This window comes from Candidatus Endolissoclinum faulkneri L2, from assembly GCF_000319385.1.
In the GTDB taxonomy this organism is placed as follows: domain Bacteria; phylum Pseudomonadota; class Alphaproteobacteria; order Thalassobaculales; family Thalassobaculaceae; genus Thalassobaculum; species Thalassobaculum faulkneri.
Map to the genome: position 1 here is coordinate 771483 of NC_019566.1, position 17820 is coordinate 789302.

Below are 17820 nucleotides of genomic sequence, written 5' to 3' on the forward strand. Positions count from 1 at the left end.
CTGGTAAATTCCATAAGACAAAAAATTTTTATTGCAATAACTAAAGCTGTAGTTTCAATAATTATATCGCTTATTTGTTTGGTAACTTAATTATGAAATAATTAATTGGAAAATAATAATTTTTGATTTACTGTTACGGTAACCTTGATAACTATTTCTTCAATAAGCTAATGCTTTCATCGCAAAAATATCAAAAAAAAAAGAATACAATCGTTTTGATTAAAATTAATCATTTATCAGTAAAACAATTATAGTTTATTATATGTTTATTAAAAAACTATTTTACTGATATAGTTGTATTATAGATATAAAAAATTTTCATGAAGCATTGTTGATTAATATATCCAGAATAGCTATACTAAAAATCGGAAAATTACAGTCAATTTTAGTTTTTATGACAATTAGACTAATCATTGGAAATATTAAAGCAAATTTTACTAATAGTTATTTGTGGTATCTTACTGGATAATAACCAATACAATAATGGCTTTGATTTTGGAAGGTATTGTATGTCAGTCGTTACTCGTTTTGCTCCTTCACCCACGGGGTCTCTACATATCGGCGGTGCGCGAACAGCACTATTTAACTTTATGTTCGCACGCCATCATGGTGGACGTTACTTGTTGCGTATCGAAGATACAGATAAAAAGCGTTCTAACATGAAAATTGTAGATGATATTTTAAATGGGTTGGATTGGCTTGGTTTGAAAGGTGATGCTGATCCAATATTCCAACATAAGCAAATCAACCGTCACGTTGAGGTTGCTCATCAATTATTGCAAAAAGACAAAGCGTATTATTGTTACTGTTCGCCAAATGAGCTGAAGTTAATGCGGGAAAATGCTCGTGCTGAAGGACGTCAGCCAAGATATGATAGCAGTTGGCGTAATCGAAAATTGTCATTAAATGCTCCACAAGTTGGAATTAAACCAGTGATCCGGATCAAGGCACCTCTAAGCGGTGAAACTACTATAGTTGATGCTGTACGGGGCGCAGTAACCGTAATGAATTCGCAACTCGACGACATGATTATACTCCGTGCTGACGGTACACCAACTTACATGCATTCGGTAGTAGTAGATGATCACGATATAGGCGTTACGCACGTAATTCGTGGTGAAGATCACTTAAACAATACCTTTCGTCAAGCGATTATTTACCAAGCTATGGGGTGGAAATTGCCTACTTTTGCGCATATTCCGCTAATTTACGGTTCAGATGGTTCAAAATTGTCCAAGCGCCACGGAGCACTTGATATAAGTATTTATCGTAAGATGGGTTATCTACCTGAAGCGTTGAATAATTATTTACTTCGCTTAGGTTGGTCTTATGGCAACGAAGAGATCATATCACATGATAAAGCTATTGAACTTTTTAACCTTAGCGGCATCGGTCGTTCTCCCTCTCGGTTTGATTTTGCTAAGTTAGAAAATATAAACGGCCATTATATCCGCAAAGGAGACAATAATCAACTAACCGATATGGTTTTAGCCAATTTACGTTCTGATGCAAATAACCTAGATCTAAAAGATTCAATCAAACTTCGTATTTATTTGGGAATGAATGGACTAAAAACACGTGCTCGCACAATTAATGAATTGTCAAACAACGCGCGATTTTACGCTGCTAATCTTCCACTTAGCTTTGATGAAAAAGCTAGGCATCTACTGGACAATTGCGAGGCGGACATATTTTCTAGGCTTGCTCAAAAACTAACTGAGCTTAGCTCTTTTCAGGAAAGTGATATTAAAGATGCAATCTGTATTTTTGCTAAAAACAATGCATTAAAACTTAATCAAGTAACACAGCCTCTACGCGCTGCCGTTACTGGGTCGGTTAATTCACCTAGTATTTTTGAGATATTGTCAATTCTTGGCAAAAAAGAATCAATTAGACGCATAGATGCTGTTTTTAGTATTAAAAGAACAAGACTCCCAAAGTAGTATCCACGGTCATTGTTGATGATTTATCTTAACTAATTGCAACTGTGAATTCGAAATAGGATAATCAAAAATGAGCCAAAAAAATATAGGAACGTTTACCATAACAGACAATTCGACTGGGAAAAGCTTTGAACTTCCCGTGATTAGAGGTTCCCTAGGGCCAGGAGTGATAGATGTGCGCAAACTTTATGCACAAACAGGGCACTTTACCTATGACCCTGGCTTTAATTCTACTGGATCTTGTGAATCTAATCTAACCTATATTGACGGTGATCTTGGTAAACTACTACACCGTGGATATTCCATAGAAGATTTAGCCGAAAAATCTGATTTCATGGATGTAGCTCATATTTTACTAAACGGTGAATTACCAACACCTAAACAGAAAAAGAGTTTTGTTCATGACGTAACTTATCACACCATGTTGCACGAACAGCTTGCTAATTTCTATCACGGTTTTCGTAGAGATGCTCACCCTATGGCGATTATGTGCGGAGTTGTAGGTGGTCTATCAGCATTCTACCACGATAGTACAGATATATATGACGCACATCAACGTATGGTAGCATCTTTTCGTCTTATTGCTAAGATGCCTACTATTGCAGCTATGACTTACAAATATTCAATGGGCCAACCTTTTAACTACCCACGTAATGACCTTTCCTACGCTGAAAATTTTTTATATATGATGTTTGCAGTTCCAGCAGAGAAATATATTATTAACCCGGTTATGGCTCGCGCTATAGATCGAATATTAATTTTACACGCCGATCATGAACAAAACGCTTCCACATCTACGGTTCGTTTGGCCGGTTCATCCGGTGCCAACCCATTCGCCTGTATCGCTGCCGGCGTTGCTTCTTTGTGGGGTCCGGCACACGGTGGAGCGAATGAGGCTGTGCTAAAGATGCTTGAAGAGATTGGTCGGAAAGAGAATATACCAAAATTTATTAAATACGCTAAGGACAAGAACAATCCTTTCCGACTTATGGGCTTTGGTCACCGAGTGTACAAAAATTACGACCCACGTGCCAAGGTTATGCAAACGACATGCCACGAAGTTCTGCAAAAACTTAATCTAAATGATCCCCTACTTGAAATTGCTATGGAAATGGAGGAAATTGCTTTATCCGACCCATATTTTATAGAGAAGAAATTATTTCCAAATGTTGATTTTTATTCAGGTATTTTATTAAAGGCACTAGGATTTCCCACTTCTATGTTTACTGTATTGTTCGCCGTTGCACGTACAGTTGGTTGGGTTGCACAATGGAAAGAGATGATTGAAGATCCTGGTCAACGAATTAGCCGCCCTCGTCAACTTTATACTGGTCCTCGTGAAAGAGACTATATTCCGTTGGAAAAGCGCTGCAAATAATGCACTTAGTAATTACTGCAAATACTAGAAAATACCGCTTAAATGTACTAAGATGTTCGTTTCTTTCTTATAAGAAAATGCGATTGTTAAATTATAATATTGTATGGAACGGTACTAATCGCTATCTATTTCGATAGGTTAATGAATAAATAAAAAAATAACTTTTGCTACTGAATACTATACCCCTTGATATAAGGCTAATATTTAATGCCTGATTTCCTACTTATCTTTTCGAACATTATAATTTTATTACGTCCATATTTATTATTACACCCATAATAAAATCTATCTTACTATAGCTATGAACTAATTCTTATATAATGTTCTGTATTAGTTTGATTATCTTATGTTTATATTGCAACAATAATCCAATTATATAGTATTACTTATATGACTAAACTATTAATGACCTGCTTTAATTGTGGACTACTAAGCTAAAATTGTTACGCAAAGAATTTATTATCAAGTGTTGATTGTCGATTTTTTACATTGAACGATTAAACTGTAATTGTTAATTAAATTTTGTTGTTTTATAATCTTCTTTCTTTTCCAGAAGAAAAGCTTATAGTAATTCCAATTAGTATTTTATACATTAGAAAAAATGATTTTTTTCATAAACTGAAAATTTCTCTTGTTTACTAATAAAACCTAATCCAAGTTTTAAAAAACGAATAACTTATTACACATAATATACAATGGTGTTATATAAGGATAATATTTAAACTAGCAGTTTAACACGGAGTTAATAAGTAAAATAATATATTTTTCATGCTAACAAGCATAAAAATTTCGCATTCAGTTAGTAATCAAAAAAAATCTTAAATAAGAACGATAATATTAAACTTTTACTTAATCTTAATAGCATTTTAAGTCAATAATCGTAAAAATATGTAAAACTTACAGTTGTATTCCTAAGTCTTAGCAAGAGAAATATATAATTGAACAGATAATATAGTACACTATAATTGTATATTACTACTTTTGTGTAGAGTATAAATAGTTATCTATTCGCGTTAGAATGAATAAATAAATAAAAAATTGAAACACCCAACCATCCCACTTGCCTATCTTAGCAGAGTTTCAAATAAAAAAGCCAGCATAAGGATGCTTCATTAATAAATAATTTTGTAAATCTTACTAGCATTATTGCTGATAATGTTTATCTATTTATTATAAAATGTGTTTTTAAAGATATATTTTTATGCTTAATTAGCTTAAGCTTTGTATCAAGATATTATATAGTTACTCGAGTATTGAGTAATAATTTTTCTCATAAAAACTATTATTTGGTAATGCATAGAATAGTACATATCACATGCGATATGTAGTTATACACAATAATTAATTTATACAATTATTTCTAATAAAGGTGTTAGCTCATGCTCTTTAAAAAGCAAAAAAATCACATTACCCATAAATTAATTACAATAATACATTATTTTAAACAAAATAGTTAAATATAACTTGTTTAATTCTTAAGAATTATGGCAAATAGATGATTTATCATAGTTAGTTTGTATTTTTTTTTGCGATATATTAAATATTTTTAACAATGAATAATTGCATTGCATCTATATTTTACCTATTATTTATATAATATCAAATATTTATTCATTAAATTAAAATATTTTTTAATGCACATAGTAGTACGATAGATTAAATATGTTAAGGATTACAGATAGTAACCCTGATTATTATACGATAACGATAAAGTGTTTACAAAGGATAGAACCATTGTATTGAAGGGTACAATTAGCTGAATTATGCTGCCTTTGTTTAATAATCTCAGAAATAACAAATACTTAACTCTAATAGTAATTTATAATCTGAACAACGAATAATTTCTTAAAATAATACAAACATTATTATTTAAGAATGTTTGTATTATTTCCTAATAATTTACTATAATTATCAATTAATTTTTAATAGATACAATAGTAATCTCACAAAAGGTAAAAATTAACTCAATATATAGTTGTTTATTGTAGGTTACGATGATTGTTTTATAACGATAAGAGTAGCTGACTACTAAGTAACTTTACTCTAAGTAAACCACTGCATACCAATGTGTATTGTTCGTATTTATTAAATGAATTGACAATCATAATTTGAATTAATAAAATTCATTGGTTAGTGAAAGAAAAAAATAATTAAATAACCTTCCATCCGTAAGTTGCTCTATAGTCTAAATTCTATAGAGAAGAAAATATACTTGTTATATTAAGTTATTGCTAATTATTTTATCTATAATTAAATTTGTTATTGGTGTATTTTACTACTGACGACAAAAATTCTTAAATTAACTTTACTTATCTGAATTATTAATAACAAGAAACTATCAATGCGGAGGTGTAGGCAAAGCAGGCCTATGACGTCGGCTCAACAATGTATAAGTTACTGGCACTAAGTAAAGCGCTAAAATGGTACCTATTACCATACCACCAACGATAACTGCAGCGATATGTTCGCGTCCATTGGCGCCAGAGCCAGTAGAATAAAAAAGCATCGGCAATGCGCCAGATATCATTGAGATGGAAGTCATAAGAATTGGTCGAAGACGAGTAACTGCAGCATCTACTGCAGCAGTACGAAGATCAAGCCCTCCTTCACGAAGTTGATTTGCGAATTCAGTAACCAAAATACCCTGCTTTGCGATCAATCCGACCAAAGTAATCATTCCAACCCCACTATAAAGATTTATGCTTCCGCCAATAATCGATAAAGCAACAGTACCCCCAAGAACAGAAAACGGTACTACTAGCAACACTACGAAAGGATCTCGAAAACTTTCAAATTGAGTTGCCAAAAAACCATAAATAAAAAGAAGAGCAAGTAAAAATACCAAACCCAATGAAGCATTAGCTTCCTTAAGCTGACGTGTCGCTCCAAGCCAATCTATAGAGGCATCAGGTGGTAAACTTTCTTGAGCTATAGCCTGCAACTCATTAAGCGCTGTACCAATAGCAGCTCCACTTCTTAACCCGATTTTAATAGTAGCAGAACGCTGTCCATTAAAATGTTCTAAACTGGTTGCTCCTACAGTAGATTGTATACTAACTAAGTTGTTTAGCGGGATTAATTTACCTTTGTTGTTAGGTACTTCAAGCAGGCCAATATCTCGAAGAATATTAGAATCCATATCAAGTTCTAATAGAACACTGTAGTTTTTCCCTCCATAAGTAAAAGTCTTAATTTGAAAATTACCCGTTGCAGTAGCAATTGTGCTAGCAATATCAACTACTTTGACACCAATAATGTCAGCTATTGAACGATCAACATCAAATTTCAGATAAGAACTATTCATCTCCAGGCTGGAGATTGGATTGCTAAGCGAATTAGTAGCGCTAGCTTTTTTTAGTAAGATATTGATGGTTTTTGCTAACGATTCATAATTAGTAATTGTACGCACCACCATCTGTACTGGTTGCTGACCGCCGCCAGAAAGTGAACCAGGATCAAGTACGCTAGCATCCAAGCCAGGAATCTCCAATAGCTTTGTCTCCAATATCTTACCTACCTGAAGTGCAGAGCGTTTACGCTCGTTAGACGGAGTAAGCATAAGTATGCCAATACCAGAACTAGGATCTGGAGTACCCAGTAACACCAAAGAGCTTTTTCTTTCAGGCATTTTACTCATTAGAGTAGACAAAGTTTGACCTATCTCATGAAGACGATTATAAGAGATTGATGACTCAAAAGAAAACTGTACATAAATGTAATTGCGGTCCTCAGAAGGAGCCACCTCGCTCGGCAGAGACATAGTAAATATTGTACAAACACCACCAACTAGTAAACTAACAATATAAATAAACCCGCGGTGATGTAGCACCCAATTCAGTGATCTACGGTAGATACCTTCTATATAACCCATTGCCTTTTCAATCAGATAAGGATTATCACGTGCACGCAGTAGGTAGGCACACATCATAGGTGATAAGGTACGTGAGGTAAAACCAGAAATTATAACTGCAGCAACCAAGGTGAAGGCAAATTCAGAAAATAGTTTACCCATCATTCCAGGCAAAAAGCCGATCGGTAAATAGACTGATGCCAAAGTAAGAGTTGTTGCTACAATAGCAAAGCCAATTTCTCGACTGCCGATGAAAGCGGCTCTTAGAGGACTAAGGCCTCGCGAAATTAATCTTTGAACGTTTTCAACGTCAACGATAGCATCGTCTACTACCAAACCTACTGCAAGAACCATAGCTAGTAATGAAAAGGTGTTTAAGCTATAGTTCATAAATTTCATAAAGGAAAAAGTGCCGATCAAAGATATTGGGATAGTAATTAAAATAATAAATGCCGCATTGGGAGAACCGAGAAACAACAAAACAACTATCACCACCAGTACCACGGCAATCATTAAACTGTTAAAAACCTCTGTAATCGAATCCTGGATAAATACAGTGCTGTCAAACGCTATTTCTATATTAACGTCTCTTGGTAGCATGGTACGAAGTTGCGGAATCAGTGACTTAACACCTTCAGCTACAGAGACAGAATTAGCATCGCTTGCCCGCAGCACACTAATAGCCAGCCCATTATGTCCATTTATCAAAACACCTGTCTCAGTTCTATCGGCCGCAACGATCACGTCAGCAACATCTTTCAATCGCACAGAAAAACGATCGTTGTTTAATACTGAGATATTTTCAAATTCTCTAACAGTAGCGAGTGCTGTATCAGCTGTAATATTAATTTTTCGCCCCGATAGCTCGATGTTACCCATCGGCATATTAACTGTGCTGCTTTGCACAGCAGCTTTTATGTCTAAAGTAGTTAAACCATAAGCAGCAAGCTTTGATGGATATATATGAATACGGATGGCATATTTACGTTCTCCCAATAATTTGATTTCACCAACCCCTGATACTGTAGTAATTGGTGTGCGAATCACATTTTGAACAAGCTCAGTAAGTTCCATCGCTGAGCGTGTATTACTTGATAGTGATAGATATATAACTGGGATTTCATCAGTGTTGTGTTGCTGTAATATCGGAGCATCAGCATCAATAGGCAACTCTGCCATCGCTAAATCAAGCTTAGCACGAATTTTCTCTAGTGGATTATCAACATTTTCCTTATCTCGAAAAGTGACAACGATCGAACTTATTCCAGGACTGCTAGTTGATGTAATGTAGTCGATTCCTGCAATAGCTCCGATACGTTCTTCGATCAGAGAAGTAATTTGGGTTTCGATCTGTTCAGAGGAAGCTCCAGGTAGCGCTGTTGTAACAGTAACTACAGGCACATTGAAAGAAGGAAGCTCGCCAACAGATAACTTAAGTAGCCCGTACAAAGAAATAGCGACAACTAAAGTGTTAACAACTATAGCAAAAACCGGACGACGAATAAATATATCGGAGAGAATCACGCCGGCGTTTCCATCGCAATCATGACTTAACCAAACTAACAGGCGCGCCATGAAGAACGCTGAAACGACCATCAGTAATTACTAAGTCGTCGGGTGCTAGACCTTGAACGATTTCGACCATATTATCTTGTTCAATTCCAACATTAACCTGCACGCGCTGAGCAGTGCCATCGACTACCTTAAATACAAAGGTACCACCCAAAGCAAAAACCAAAGCATCTCTCGGTATAATAATAGCTTCTGATTTTTGCTTCATAGTCAGTGACATAGCTATAAATAACCCAGCGCGTAATGTTCGGTCATAGTTGGGAATCAAGCCACGAACGAGAACACTCCGGGTAACTGGGTCTATATCGGAAGAAATAAACTTAACCACCCCATTGTTAAGTACCTCATTAGTAATACCATTCTCTACATCAAATTCCATACCCATGTGAATACGTTTAGCATAACTTTCTGAGATTCTTACATCAACATACAAGTAAGAATCATTCCATAACTTGGTAATTACTTCTCCCGAAGTGACAAAAGCCCCGACTGAGTAGTATATCTGGCCAATGACACCATCAAACGGTGCAACAACTTTACGATCATTTAATAATCGTTCATTGCGGATAACTTCAGCATGCGAAGCAGCTAGCTTAGCTTCAGCAGTTTGAAGAGACTTACGTGCACCGTAACCTTTTTCAACTAAAGCTTTAAGCCGATTGTAATTTTGTTGATCAAATTGCAACTGAGTTCTTGAAGCGAGTAGCATGGCAGCAGCCATCTCTGAGTCAAGCTCCATCAGCACATCACCCATCCTCACATGAGATCCATCTGCAACAGGCAGTGCAACCAAAAATCCACTATTAGGAGACCTAACGTCAATTTTTCGTTCCGAATAGAGATTACCAACTGCCCTTAACCTTTCCGCTATATAACCAGTCTTAACTGTTGCTGTGCGCACCGGTATTCTTGAGATTTCACCACTGATACTACTAGACATCTTCGAGCTGTTAGTTTTTACATCCACTTTGGTAATTTGATCTTGGATCAGCTCCCAATTAAGCGCAGTTAAAAAACTAACTAAAGCTAAAACTATAAGGAAACTCCATAAAATAAAATTTATACGAATTTTTCCAACCATCTGTGCTGGCCTATTGTGACTTGCCCCTAAAAAATAATTAATATTGGTGGAAATTGCCCTAAATTCGCGAATAAATTAATAAAACTTATTAATTGCCTGTGCAAAAGGTAAACAAGGGAATAAAATAGTTTGCAAAAAATTAAAATAACCAACTACAGCAGTAAATAACTTTTGCATGCTTGATCTTAAAAAATTTACCAAAACTCTATAAAAAATTAATATTTTATGCTATAAATTTTACTTACATCACAATCTATCAAATTGCCTCAAACCTATCTGTAAATTAATTTAAGTTTCAGATAAAAAATTTAAAAACCAATCAGGTAATTTACTTATGCGATTGCATGTTGTAAATTTATATTTACTTGCTATTAAGGTCAACATAGAAATTTTCTCAGCTATTAAGGATTATGCCATTTAACAGCAAGTAAATATAACAATAACACTAAAAATATGCAGTTATAAACACTAAAAATATGCAGTTATAAACACTAAAAATATGCAGTTATAAAAAATTTATATTTAACAAAAGCAACTTTATATCAATAGACTAAGAGACTAACAGATCATTAAATGCATACCCAAAAAGTTTTCATTTAACTAATTTTAACTATAAATTTTCATTTAACCTAACGACTCAACAAACCAAGCAAACTAATGCCATTATGTATTTAACGACAAAATAAATTTTTCAAAAATCATAATAAGATTGTGTTTAATCAATAATCGAAGTAACACCTAAATAAAGTATTTAGGTACAAAAATAAAAATATCAAAATAAAGTTGAAAACAAAAGCCAGGAATGTGAAAACATCATTTATAGCAAAAACAACATATCAATAAGAAGAATACATTTCTTCAAAAAGTATAAATTACAAGAGTAATTAAAGATATTACAAAAAAGGATAAATATTAAAACTAAAACAACTAAACACCTTTGCGACGCCCTCCACGTCGTGAAGTCTGGCGACCTAAGCCAATTTTCTTTGCAAATTCAGAACGCTGAGTTGCATAATTCGGGGCTACCATTGGATAATAAGCGGGTAGACCCCACTTAGCCCGATAATCTTCGGGAGTCATATTATAAGTAGTCCGCAAGTGGCGCTTAAGCATTTTTAGTTGTTTGCCATCTTCTAAGCAGATTATATGATCAGGAGTAACCGACTTCTTCACCGGAACTGCAGGCTTTGTCGGCTCAGACTCCGGCTCTATACCTACCTCATTGAGATTGTTAAGTGCATCGTGCACTGTATTGATCACTTCAGTAATTTGATTAGGGGCGACTGAATTGTTGCTCAGATACGCCGCTACAACTTGCGTTGTCATTTTGATCATTGATTTACCATTGGCTGCTTCAGTTCCAGCCTCATCACTCATTAAAATAAAATCAATAGTATGCTTGCCGTATATACTACAGTTTGACTCAAGATATTAACTAACGTCTGACTCAAAGACAAAGATATAAACACATAGCTGATATAGGCAGAAGAGAAAGTCAACATACTACGCGGGAAAAATCTTAACATTTTTTATAGTGCACTCAGTTAATCTAAAAAAAATTCCTTACAATAATCTTTTAATAATTGTACTTTATGTATTCTAGCAAGCATTATAGAAAATAATTTTCCTAAGTAAACTTGTATCATTGGCGAATTGTGGTAAGTAAAGTAGTAAAATTCAACCATAGAATTTTACTAATTTACTCTTTAATCTCGCTAACTAAAAATATTTAAGAAATATTAAGGTATTGGGTTAAATATAACGCTTTTTTAGTGGTAAACTGATCCTTAATCAAGGTCATTGCACGATGAAATCTGCCGCGATTGCCATTGCTTCTGATCATGCTGGTTTTCCATTAAAGTCAGATCTAGCAAACTTTTTGCGCGGAAAAGAATTTGAAGTACTGGATCTTGGAATCAATGGGACAACTACCGTAGATTATCCAGATTTTGCCGTGGCTGTAGCGCGAGCACTGTTAGATGGAAAAGCTTCACGCGGGGTACTTGTGTGTGGCACTGGGTTGGGAATCAGTATTGCTGCAAACCGTTACCCCTGGGTACGGGCTGCTTTGTGTCACGACGTAACAACTGCAAGACTTTGTAGAGAACATAACGACGCGAATGTGATTGCTCTAGGTGGTCGACTACTTGGTCTAGAGGTTGCGCGGGATTGTCTTGAAGCTTTTCTTACTACTTATTTTTGCGACCACCGTCATACCAGGCGGTTAATAAAAATGACTAACCCACCAGACCTCAATAATGTAAAAAATAGCTTTAATTATAATATCTTCGATTCTTCCTAAAAAATAACGCCTAATTATTTTGAGGTTCTAAGGAGGCCGCTCTCTTCATGACTCTGACAACAAATCTTCGCATAGATACAGAGAACTTTTTTCGTACTAGTTTAGCCGAAAAAGATATTAAACTCAGTAGCGTAATCTCTAAGGAATTATTCCGTCAGCAATCACGTATTGAGCTCATTGCCTCGGAAAACATTGTATCTCGCGCTGTATTGGAAGCTCAGGGATCCGTTCTAACTAATAAGTATGCCGAAGGCTATCCACATCAGCGTTATTATGGTGGCTGTGAGTTTGTCGACATAGCTGAGCAAATAGCAATTGATAGAGCTCAAGAACTTTTTAATTGTTCTTTCGTAAATGTACAGCCTCATTGCGGTGCTGCGGCTAATCAAGCTGTATTTTTAGCTTTACTTCAACCTGGAGATACAGTTCTGGGAATGTCGCTAGATGCTGGTGGTCATTTGACACATGGCGCAAAAGTAAACTTATCAGGTAAATGGTTTAATGCTATAGGTTATGGTTTATCTAAGAAAGATGAGCGGATCGATTACGATCAGGTCGAGGCTTTGTCTAAAGCCCATAAGCCTGCTATGATAATTGCTGGTGGTTCGGCATATTCACGCAAAATTGAATTCGTACGTTTCCGCCAGATTGCCGATAGTATAGGCGCTTATTTTATGGTTGACATGGCTCATTTTGCTGGTTTAGTTGCTGCTGGCATTATACCTAGCCCCGTGCCCTATGCAGATGTTGTAACTACAACTACTCATAAGACCCTCCGTGGACCGCGTGGTGGCATGATACTATCTCGCGATAAAAACATTGGCAAAAAGATCAACTCTGCTGTTTTTCCTGGTTTACAGGGTGGCCCACTGATGCATGTCATCGCCGCTAAAGCTGTGGCTTTTGGAGAAGCGCTTCAACCTGAGTTTAGAATGTATGCTCAAGCTGTGATTGATAACGCTACAGCACTAGCCGAAGTATTAAAGGATCGCGGACTAAACCTCGTGTCAGGAGGAACAGATACTCACTTAATTTTAGTTGATTTGCGATCAAAAAATCTAACCGGCCTTGATGCAGAACACGCCTTGGAACGTGTTGGCATTACTTGCAACAAAAACGGTGTACCATTTGATCATCATAAACCAATGGTTACCTCTGGTGTGCGTCTTGGTACTCAAGCAGCTACAACTCGCGGCTTTGGCATAGAAGAATTTCGTCAAGTTGGTAGTATTATCAGCCAAGTAATGAACGGTTTAGCAAACAACTCACATGGAAATAGCGAAGTAGAGGTAAGAATTCTAGCTAAAGTCAAAGCATTGTGCGATAGATTTCCAATCTATGCATGAGCATAATTGCCTAATGATGGAGTATAGGCGTGAACTGTTCATTTCATTTAGAATAGTTAAGGTAAAAAATGCAGTTATTTTCCTCTCAAATATACAAAACATAAATATATCATCGCCGATCTGGTCTAAGATTCTGCGCTGAATTAAGCAGCTTTAGCTGAGTAAAATTCATGAAATAATGTTTCATTAAGGAAAAAATAACAAGTGTAGAAAATTAGATCTAACAAGTTAACTCAATTGATACGAACTATTTTATTTGCACCAGTGCCTTAAGTAGTTCCAAAGCGTATCGAATTTCTTGTGAATAAATCGGTGCTATTGTCAATGTTTATTTAATTGCTTACTTTTAATTAGTAGATTTTACAATAATTTTGATGATGTGCAAAACTTTAAAAACTTCATTGAAAAATTCATTTCGAGAACGAATCCATCAGTTAATGGCGGCCTACCTAGTTTATCCTGGGATGCTATGACATTAGCTTCCTACATTGCACTAGCTGATAGATCTTTTATGATGATAGCTTTGCGTCTTGCTCGAAGAGGATTGGGACGTACAGGACATAATCCCTCTGTTGGTTGCGTATTGGTTCGTGACGACAAGATATTAGCAATGGCTCGTACTTCCGATGGTGGTCAACCGCATGCAGAAGCTAATGCCTTAGTAAAGGTAGGGCAGGCAGCTCTAGGGGCAACCGCTTATATAACTTTAGAGCCTTGTATTCATTGGGGCAAAACCCCGCCTTGTTCTCAGGCCTTAATCAAAGCTGGGGTAGCTCGTGTTGTTTTAGCCATAAAAGACCCAGACCATCGAGTCAATGGGGGCGGGCTTACCATGCTTCGATCAGCTGGAATTGAAGTGACAACTGGGGTCTGCTCGGTGGAGGCCGAAAATGTTATCAGTGGATATACTTATCGTAAAAAAATCGGCCGACCTCTTGTAACCTTAAAACTTGCTACCAGCTTGGATGGTTGTATTGCCACATCTACAGGTTCATGCCGCTGGATTAGTGGCCCAAAAGCGCGTGCAAGAGGACATTTGCTTCGTGCCAAGCATGATGCTATTCTTATCGGTTCAGGAACTGCTGCAGCTGATGATCCGGAACTCACTTGTCGTTTGCCTGGGCTTGAAGCACAATCGCCCGTCCGTGTAGTGCTTGATAGCAATTTAACTATTTCTCATTGTGCTAAGCTTGTCACTACTGCTGAACAAGTTCCAACTTGGGTGATTTGCGGTACGAAAACGAATCCTAAAAAACGCGAGAGGCTGGAAGCTTATGGAGTGACTGTACTACCTGATGTGACTGATACAAATGGTTGGCCAGCAATTGATGTGGTTATGTCGATATTGGCACAACGCGGCATCAATAATCTCCTTGTGGAGGGTGGGGCTACTGTTGCTGGTGCATTTATTCGGCATAAAATAATTGATATCATAGCATTATTTCGATCACCTATAGCCATAGGTGACGGAAAAGCATCTTTAAGAGGTCTTTCTGTTATGAATTTACAAGAGGGGCCACGCTTTATTTCAGAAGGGATAGAAAAGCTTGGCACAGATACTTTAGAAACTCTGCGTCGACCGAGCCTCTAATCTGATTTTATGTTTACAGGAATAATTACTAATGTCGGCCGTTTAAGTTCACTTGAAAAACACGGAGGTATACGCTTGGTGATAGATACCAAGGATAACATGGATTGTATGACTATTGGCGATTCAGTTGCCTGTAGTGGAGTCTGTCTTACAATAATTGCAAATAGTCAAGACAGTTTTACTGTCGATGTATCTGCCGAAACTTTATCTAAAACTACGATCGGGACTTGGATTCAAGGCATGCCGATTAATTTAGAACGCTCTATAACTTTAAATTCTAAACTAGGCGGGCATTTGGTTACTGGCCATGTAGATGGATTAGCCAAAATTCTCTCAATCGAGCGAAAAGATAATAGCTATCGACTCTCTATCGAAGCGCCGGAATACTTGAATAGTTTTATCGCTGCGAATGGTTCAGTATGTCTCGATGGCGTGTCTCTAACAGTAAATTCAATTCATGGAAGAAAATTCTCACTAAACTTGGTCAATTATACTTGGAACAATACAACTTTTTGCGAGAGATCAGTAGGTGATGATTTGAACATGGAAGTGGATTTGATTGCGCGATACGTTGCTCGCTTAGGTGAATCAGGAACACTGCTAACATCTCCTCTAATCGGCCCAACAATTGAATCGTGATGTCCAATCAGCGAATATTATACCCATTAAAAGTTTATCCAGGCGTGTTGTCCACTATAGATGAAGTAGTAGAAGAGGCTCGCTCCGGGCGAATGTTTATACTAGTAGATGACGAAAATCGAGAAAATGAAGGTGACCTCTGCATAATGGCCGAAATGGCTACTCCAGAAACTATCAACTTTATGGCAAAGTATGCACGCGGGCTAATTTGCCTCTCTTTAACACGAGAGCGGATCGATAAGCTTGGTTTGCCTCTAATGTCCTCACGTAATGAAACAAGGCATGAAACTGCTTTCACAGTCTCAATTGAAGCAAGAAACGGAGTTACTACAGGTATTTCAGCCCATGATCGTGCTCATACTATCAGAGTTGCCATCGATGTAAAGTTAGGACGTGAAGACATAGTCACTCCAGGTCACGTTTTACCGCTTATGGCTCGTGAAGGAGGTACTTTGGTACGCGCCGGGCATACTGAAGCTGTAGTGGATATTGCCCGTATGGCTGGACTAAATCCTTCAGGTGTTATTTGTGAAATTATGAATGATGATGGCACTATGGCTAGGCTACCAGATCTTATGAGATTTGCCCAATTTCACAACATGAAGATTGCTACGATTGCTGATCTTATTGCTTATCGCCGGCGAACTGAAAGTATTGTTGATCGTGCAGTAGAAACCTCATTGCACAGCAAGTTTGGAGGTGATTGGCGTATGATAGTTTACACTAACAAGGTTAGTTATGCTGAGCATGTTGTTCTTGTTAAGGGTGACATAACTACTAAAGCCCCTGTGTTGGTACGTATGCATGCACTTAACGTCCTGGAAGACGTATTAGGCCATGATTCTGGTAATCGCGGCGGTATATTGGGGTCTGCAATGACAATAATTGGTGATGTTGGGCGTGGTGTTGTCGTATTGATTCGCGAACCAAGTGCTACCTCATTGTCAGACCTAGTACATGACAAACTGCGTGCAGAAGCAGAAGGCCGTACAGCTAACGAAGAACTTCGTGATTATGGTGTTGGTGCGCAAATACTTCTAGATTTAGACATAAATTATATGATTCTATTGTCCAATACTAAACGAACAATTATTGGTTTAGATGGCTACGGCCTTAAAGTTGTCGAACAACGTTCGATAACTATAGATAAGTAAAAAGAATATAAAGTATGTATAAGATATTAATAGTTAAAGCTAAATTTTATGAAGAAATAGTTGATGAGCTATTACGTGGCGCAGTTCAGCATCTGCAAATGGTCAGCGTTAAATATAATCAAATAACCGTACCTGGCGCTTTTGAAATCCCAGGTGCGATTTCTATGGCCTTTCAAAGCTCTTTAAAAGGAGGAATATCATATGATGGTTATTTAGCCTTGGGTTGTGTCATCCGTGGTGAAACAAATCATTACGACTATGTTTGTAAAGAGAGTGCGCGTGGCATTATGCATCTTTCTTTACGCAACAACTTAGCGATTACTTACGGCATATTGACTGTGGAAAACATTCAGCAGGCCTGGGAACGTGCCAAAATAGAAAATGGCAAAAATAAAGGCAAGGAATTTGCAGAAGCTTGTATAACAATGATATCCTTGCGCTATCAGTTTTCCCTAACATGAACACCAGTATCCAATGTTTAAATCATAAACGTAGTGATAGTAATAAAACTTTGGCTCGTAGATTATCGCGTCTAGCTGCTACTCAAGCCCTGTATGAAATAGAAATATCTCAGGCATCTCCGCATGAAGTAGTGCAAGCTTTTTTTTCATTCGACTTTAGTAGCATTAGTGATTATGCTACTTCATCTCAAGTTGATGCTTTATTTTTTAAAAATTTAGTGATCAATACGGTTCATGACACGCCAAACCTCGATTCTATGCTAATAGCAGCATTAGAACCTGATTTTACTCTTCATCGTTTGGAAGTATTGTTACGCTCTATTCTTCGACTAGGTAGTTGTGAACTGCTGTCATTTAGCGAGGTTCCAGCAAAGGTTATTATCACCGAATATGTAGAAATAAGCCGTGATTTTTTCTTAGCTCGCGAACCAGCGCTAGTGAATGCTGTACTAGACCAAATTGCACGATTACTGCGCAAAAGTGAAATATAAAACTAACCATAA

At 36.7% G+C, this 17820-nt stretch carries 12 protein-coding genes; 9 read left to right on the forward strand and 3 right to left on the reverse strand.

The window, feature by feature from the left end; all coding sequences use genetic code 11:
- Positions 1–509: 509 nt before the first annotated feature.
- Both gltX and A1OE_RS02350 read left to right on the forward strand, forming a co-directional pair.
- Positions 510–1943 (forward strand): glutamate--tRNA ligase, encoded by a 1434-nt coding sequence (gene gltX / locus A1OE_RS02345; protein ID WP_015088512.1) that lies wholly within the window; start codon positions 510–512, stop codon positions 1941–1943.
- 70 nt (positions 1944–2013) lie between these two features.
- Positions 2014–3321, forward strand: coding sequence for a citrate synthase (locus tag A1OE_RS02350; RefSeq protein WP_015088513.1), 1308 nt, complete (start codon positions 2014–2016; stop codon positions 3319–3321).
- Between the two features lie 2338 nt (positions 3322–5659).
- Here A1OE_RS02350 and A1OE_RS02355 read toward each other — a convergent pair.
- The 3 genes from A1OE_RS02355 to A1OE_RS02365 form a co-directional block, all read right to left on the reverse strand.
- Entirely contained in the window at positions 5660–8746 is a 3087-nt protein-coding gene (locus tag A1OE_RS02355) for an efflux RND transporter permease subunit (protein WP_015088517.1), read from the reverse strand.
- Entirely contained in the window at positions 8715–9824 is a 1110-nt protein-coding gene (locus A1OE_RS02360; RefSeq protein ID WP_015088518.1) for an efflux RND transporter periplasmic adaptor subunit, read from the reverse strand. Before A1OE_RS02360 ends, A1OE_RS02355 begins: the two co-directional genes overlap by 32 nt.
- Positions 9825–10751: 927 nt before the next feature.
- Positions 10752–11201 carry a Ros/MucR family transcriptional regulator gene (locus tag A1OE_RS02365; protein ID WP_015088520.1) on the reverse strand — a complete coding sequence of 150 codons (450 nt, stop codon included), beginning with the start codon at positions 11199–11201 and terminating at the stop codon, positions 10752–10754.
- A 430-nt stretch (positions 11202–11631) separates the two neighbouring features.
- On the opposite strand from A1OE_RS02365, the gene rpiB reads away from it, so the two are divergent.
- The 7 genes from rpiB (at position 11632) to nusB (ending at position 17808) form a co-directional block, all read left to right on the forward strand.
- The gene (gene rpiB, locus A1OE_RS02370) at positions 11632–12126 is read left to right on the forward strand and encodes a ribose 5-phosphate isomerase B (protein ID WP_015088523.1); all 495 of its coding nucleotides are present in this window, start codon (positions 11632–11634) and stop codon (positions 12124–12126) included.
- A gap of 47 nt (positions 12127–12173) precedes the next feature.
- Positions 12174–13472 (forward strand): serine hydroxymethyltransferase, encoded by a 1299-nt coding sequence (gene glyA, locus A1OE_RS02375; RefSeq protein ID WP_015088524.1) that lies wholly within the window; start codon positions 12174–12176, stop codon positions 13470–13472.
- A gap of 379 nt (positions 13473–13851) precedes the next feature.
- Positions 13852–15063 carry a bifunctional diaminohydroxyphosphoribosylaminopyrimidine deaminase/5-amino-6-(5-phosphoribosylamino)uracil reductase RibD gene (ribD, locus tag A1OE_RS02380; protein WP_015088525.1) on the forward strand — a complete coding sequence of 404 codons (1212 nt, stop codon included), beginning with the start codon at positions 13852–13854 and terminating at the stop codon, positions 15061–15063.
- A gap of 9 nt (positions 15064–15072) precedes the next feature.
- Positions 15073–15702 (forward strand): riboflavin synthase, encoded by a 630-nt coding sequence (locus A1OE_RS02385; RefSeq protein WP_015088526.1) that lies wholly within the window; start codon positions 15073–15075, stop codon positions 15700–15702.
- Positions 15702–16856 (forward strand): 3,4-dihydroxy-2-butanone-4-phosphate synthase, encoded by a 1155-nt coding sequence (ribB, locus tag A1OE_RS02390; RefSeq protein WP_015088527.1) that lies wholly within the window; start codon positions 15702–15704, stop codon positions 16854–16856. The genes A1OE_RS02385 and ribB overlap by 1 nt, the downstream gene beginning before the upstream one ends.
- Positions 16857–16870: 14 nt before the next feature.
- Positions 16871–17317, forward strand: a complete 447-nt coding sequence (gene ribH / locus A1OE_RS02395; RefSeq protein ID WP_015088528.1) for a 6,7-dimethyl-8-ribityllumazine synthase — start codon at positions 16871–16873, stop codon at positions 17315–17317.
- A complete protein-coding gene (gene nusB / locus A1OE_RS02400; RefSeq protein ID WP_044283248.1) occupies positions 17314–17808 on the forward strand; it encodes a transcription antitermination factor NusB in 495 nt (164 codons plus the stop codon). The genes ribH and nusB overlap by 4 nt, the downstream gene beginning before the upstream one ends.
- The last annotated feature ends 12 nt before the right edge of the window (positions 17809–17820 follow it).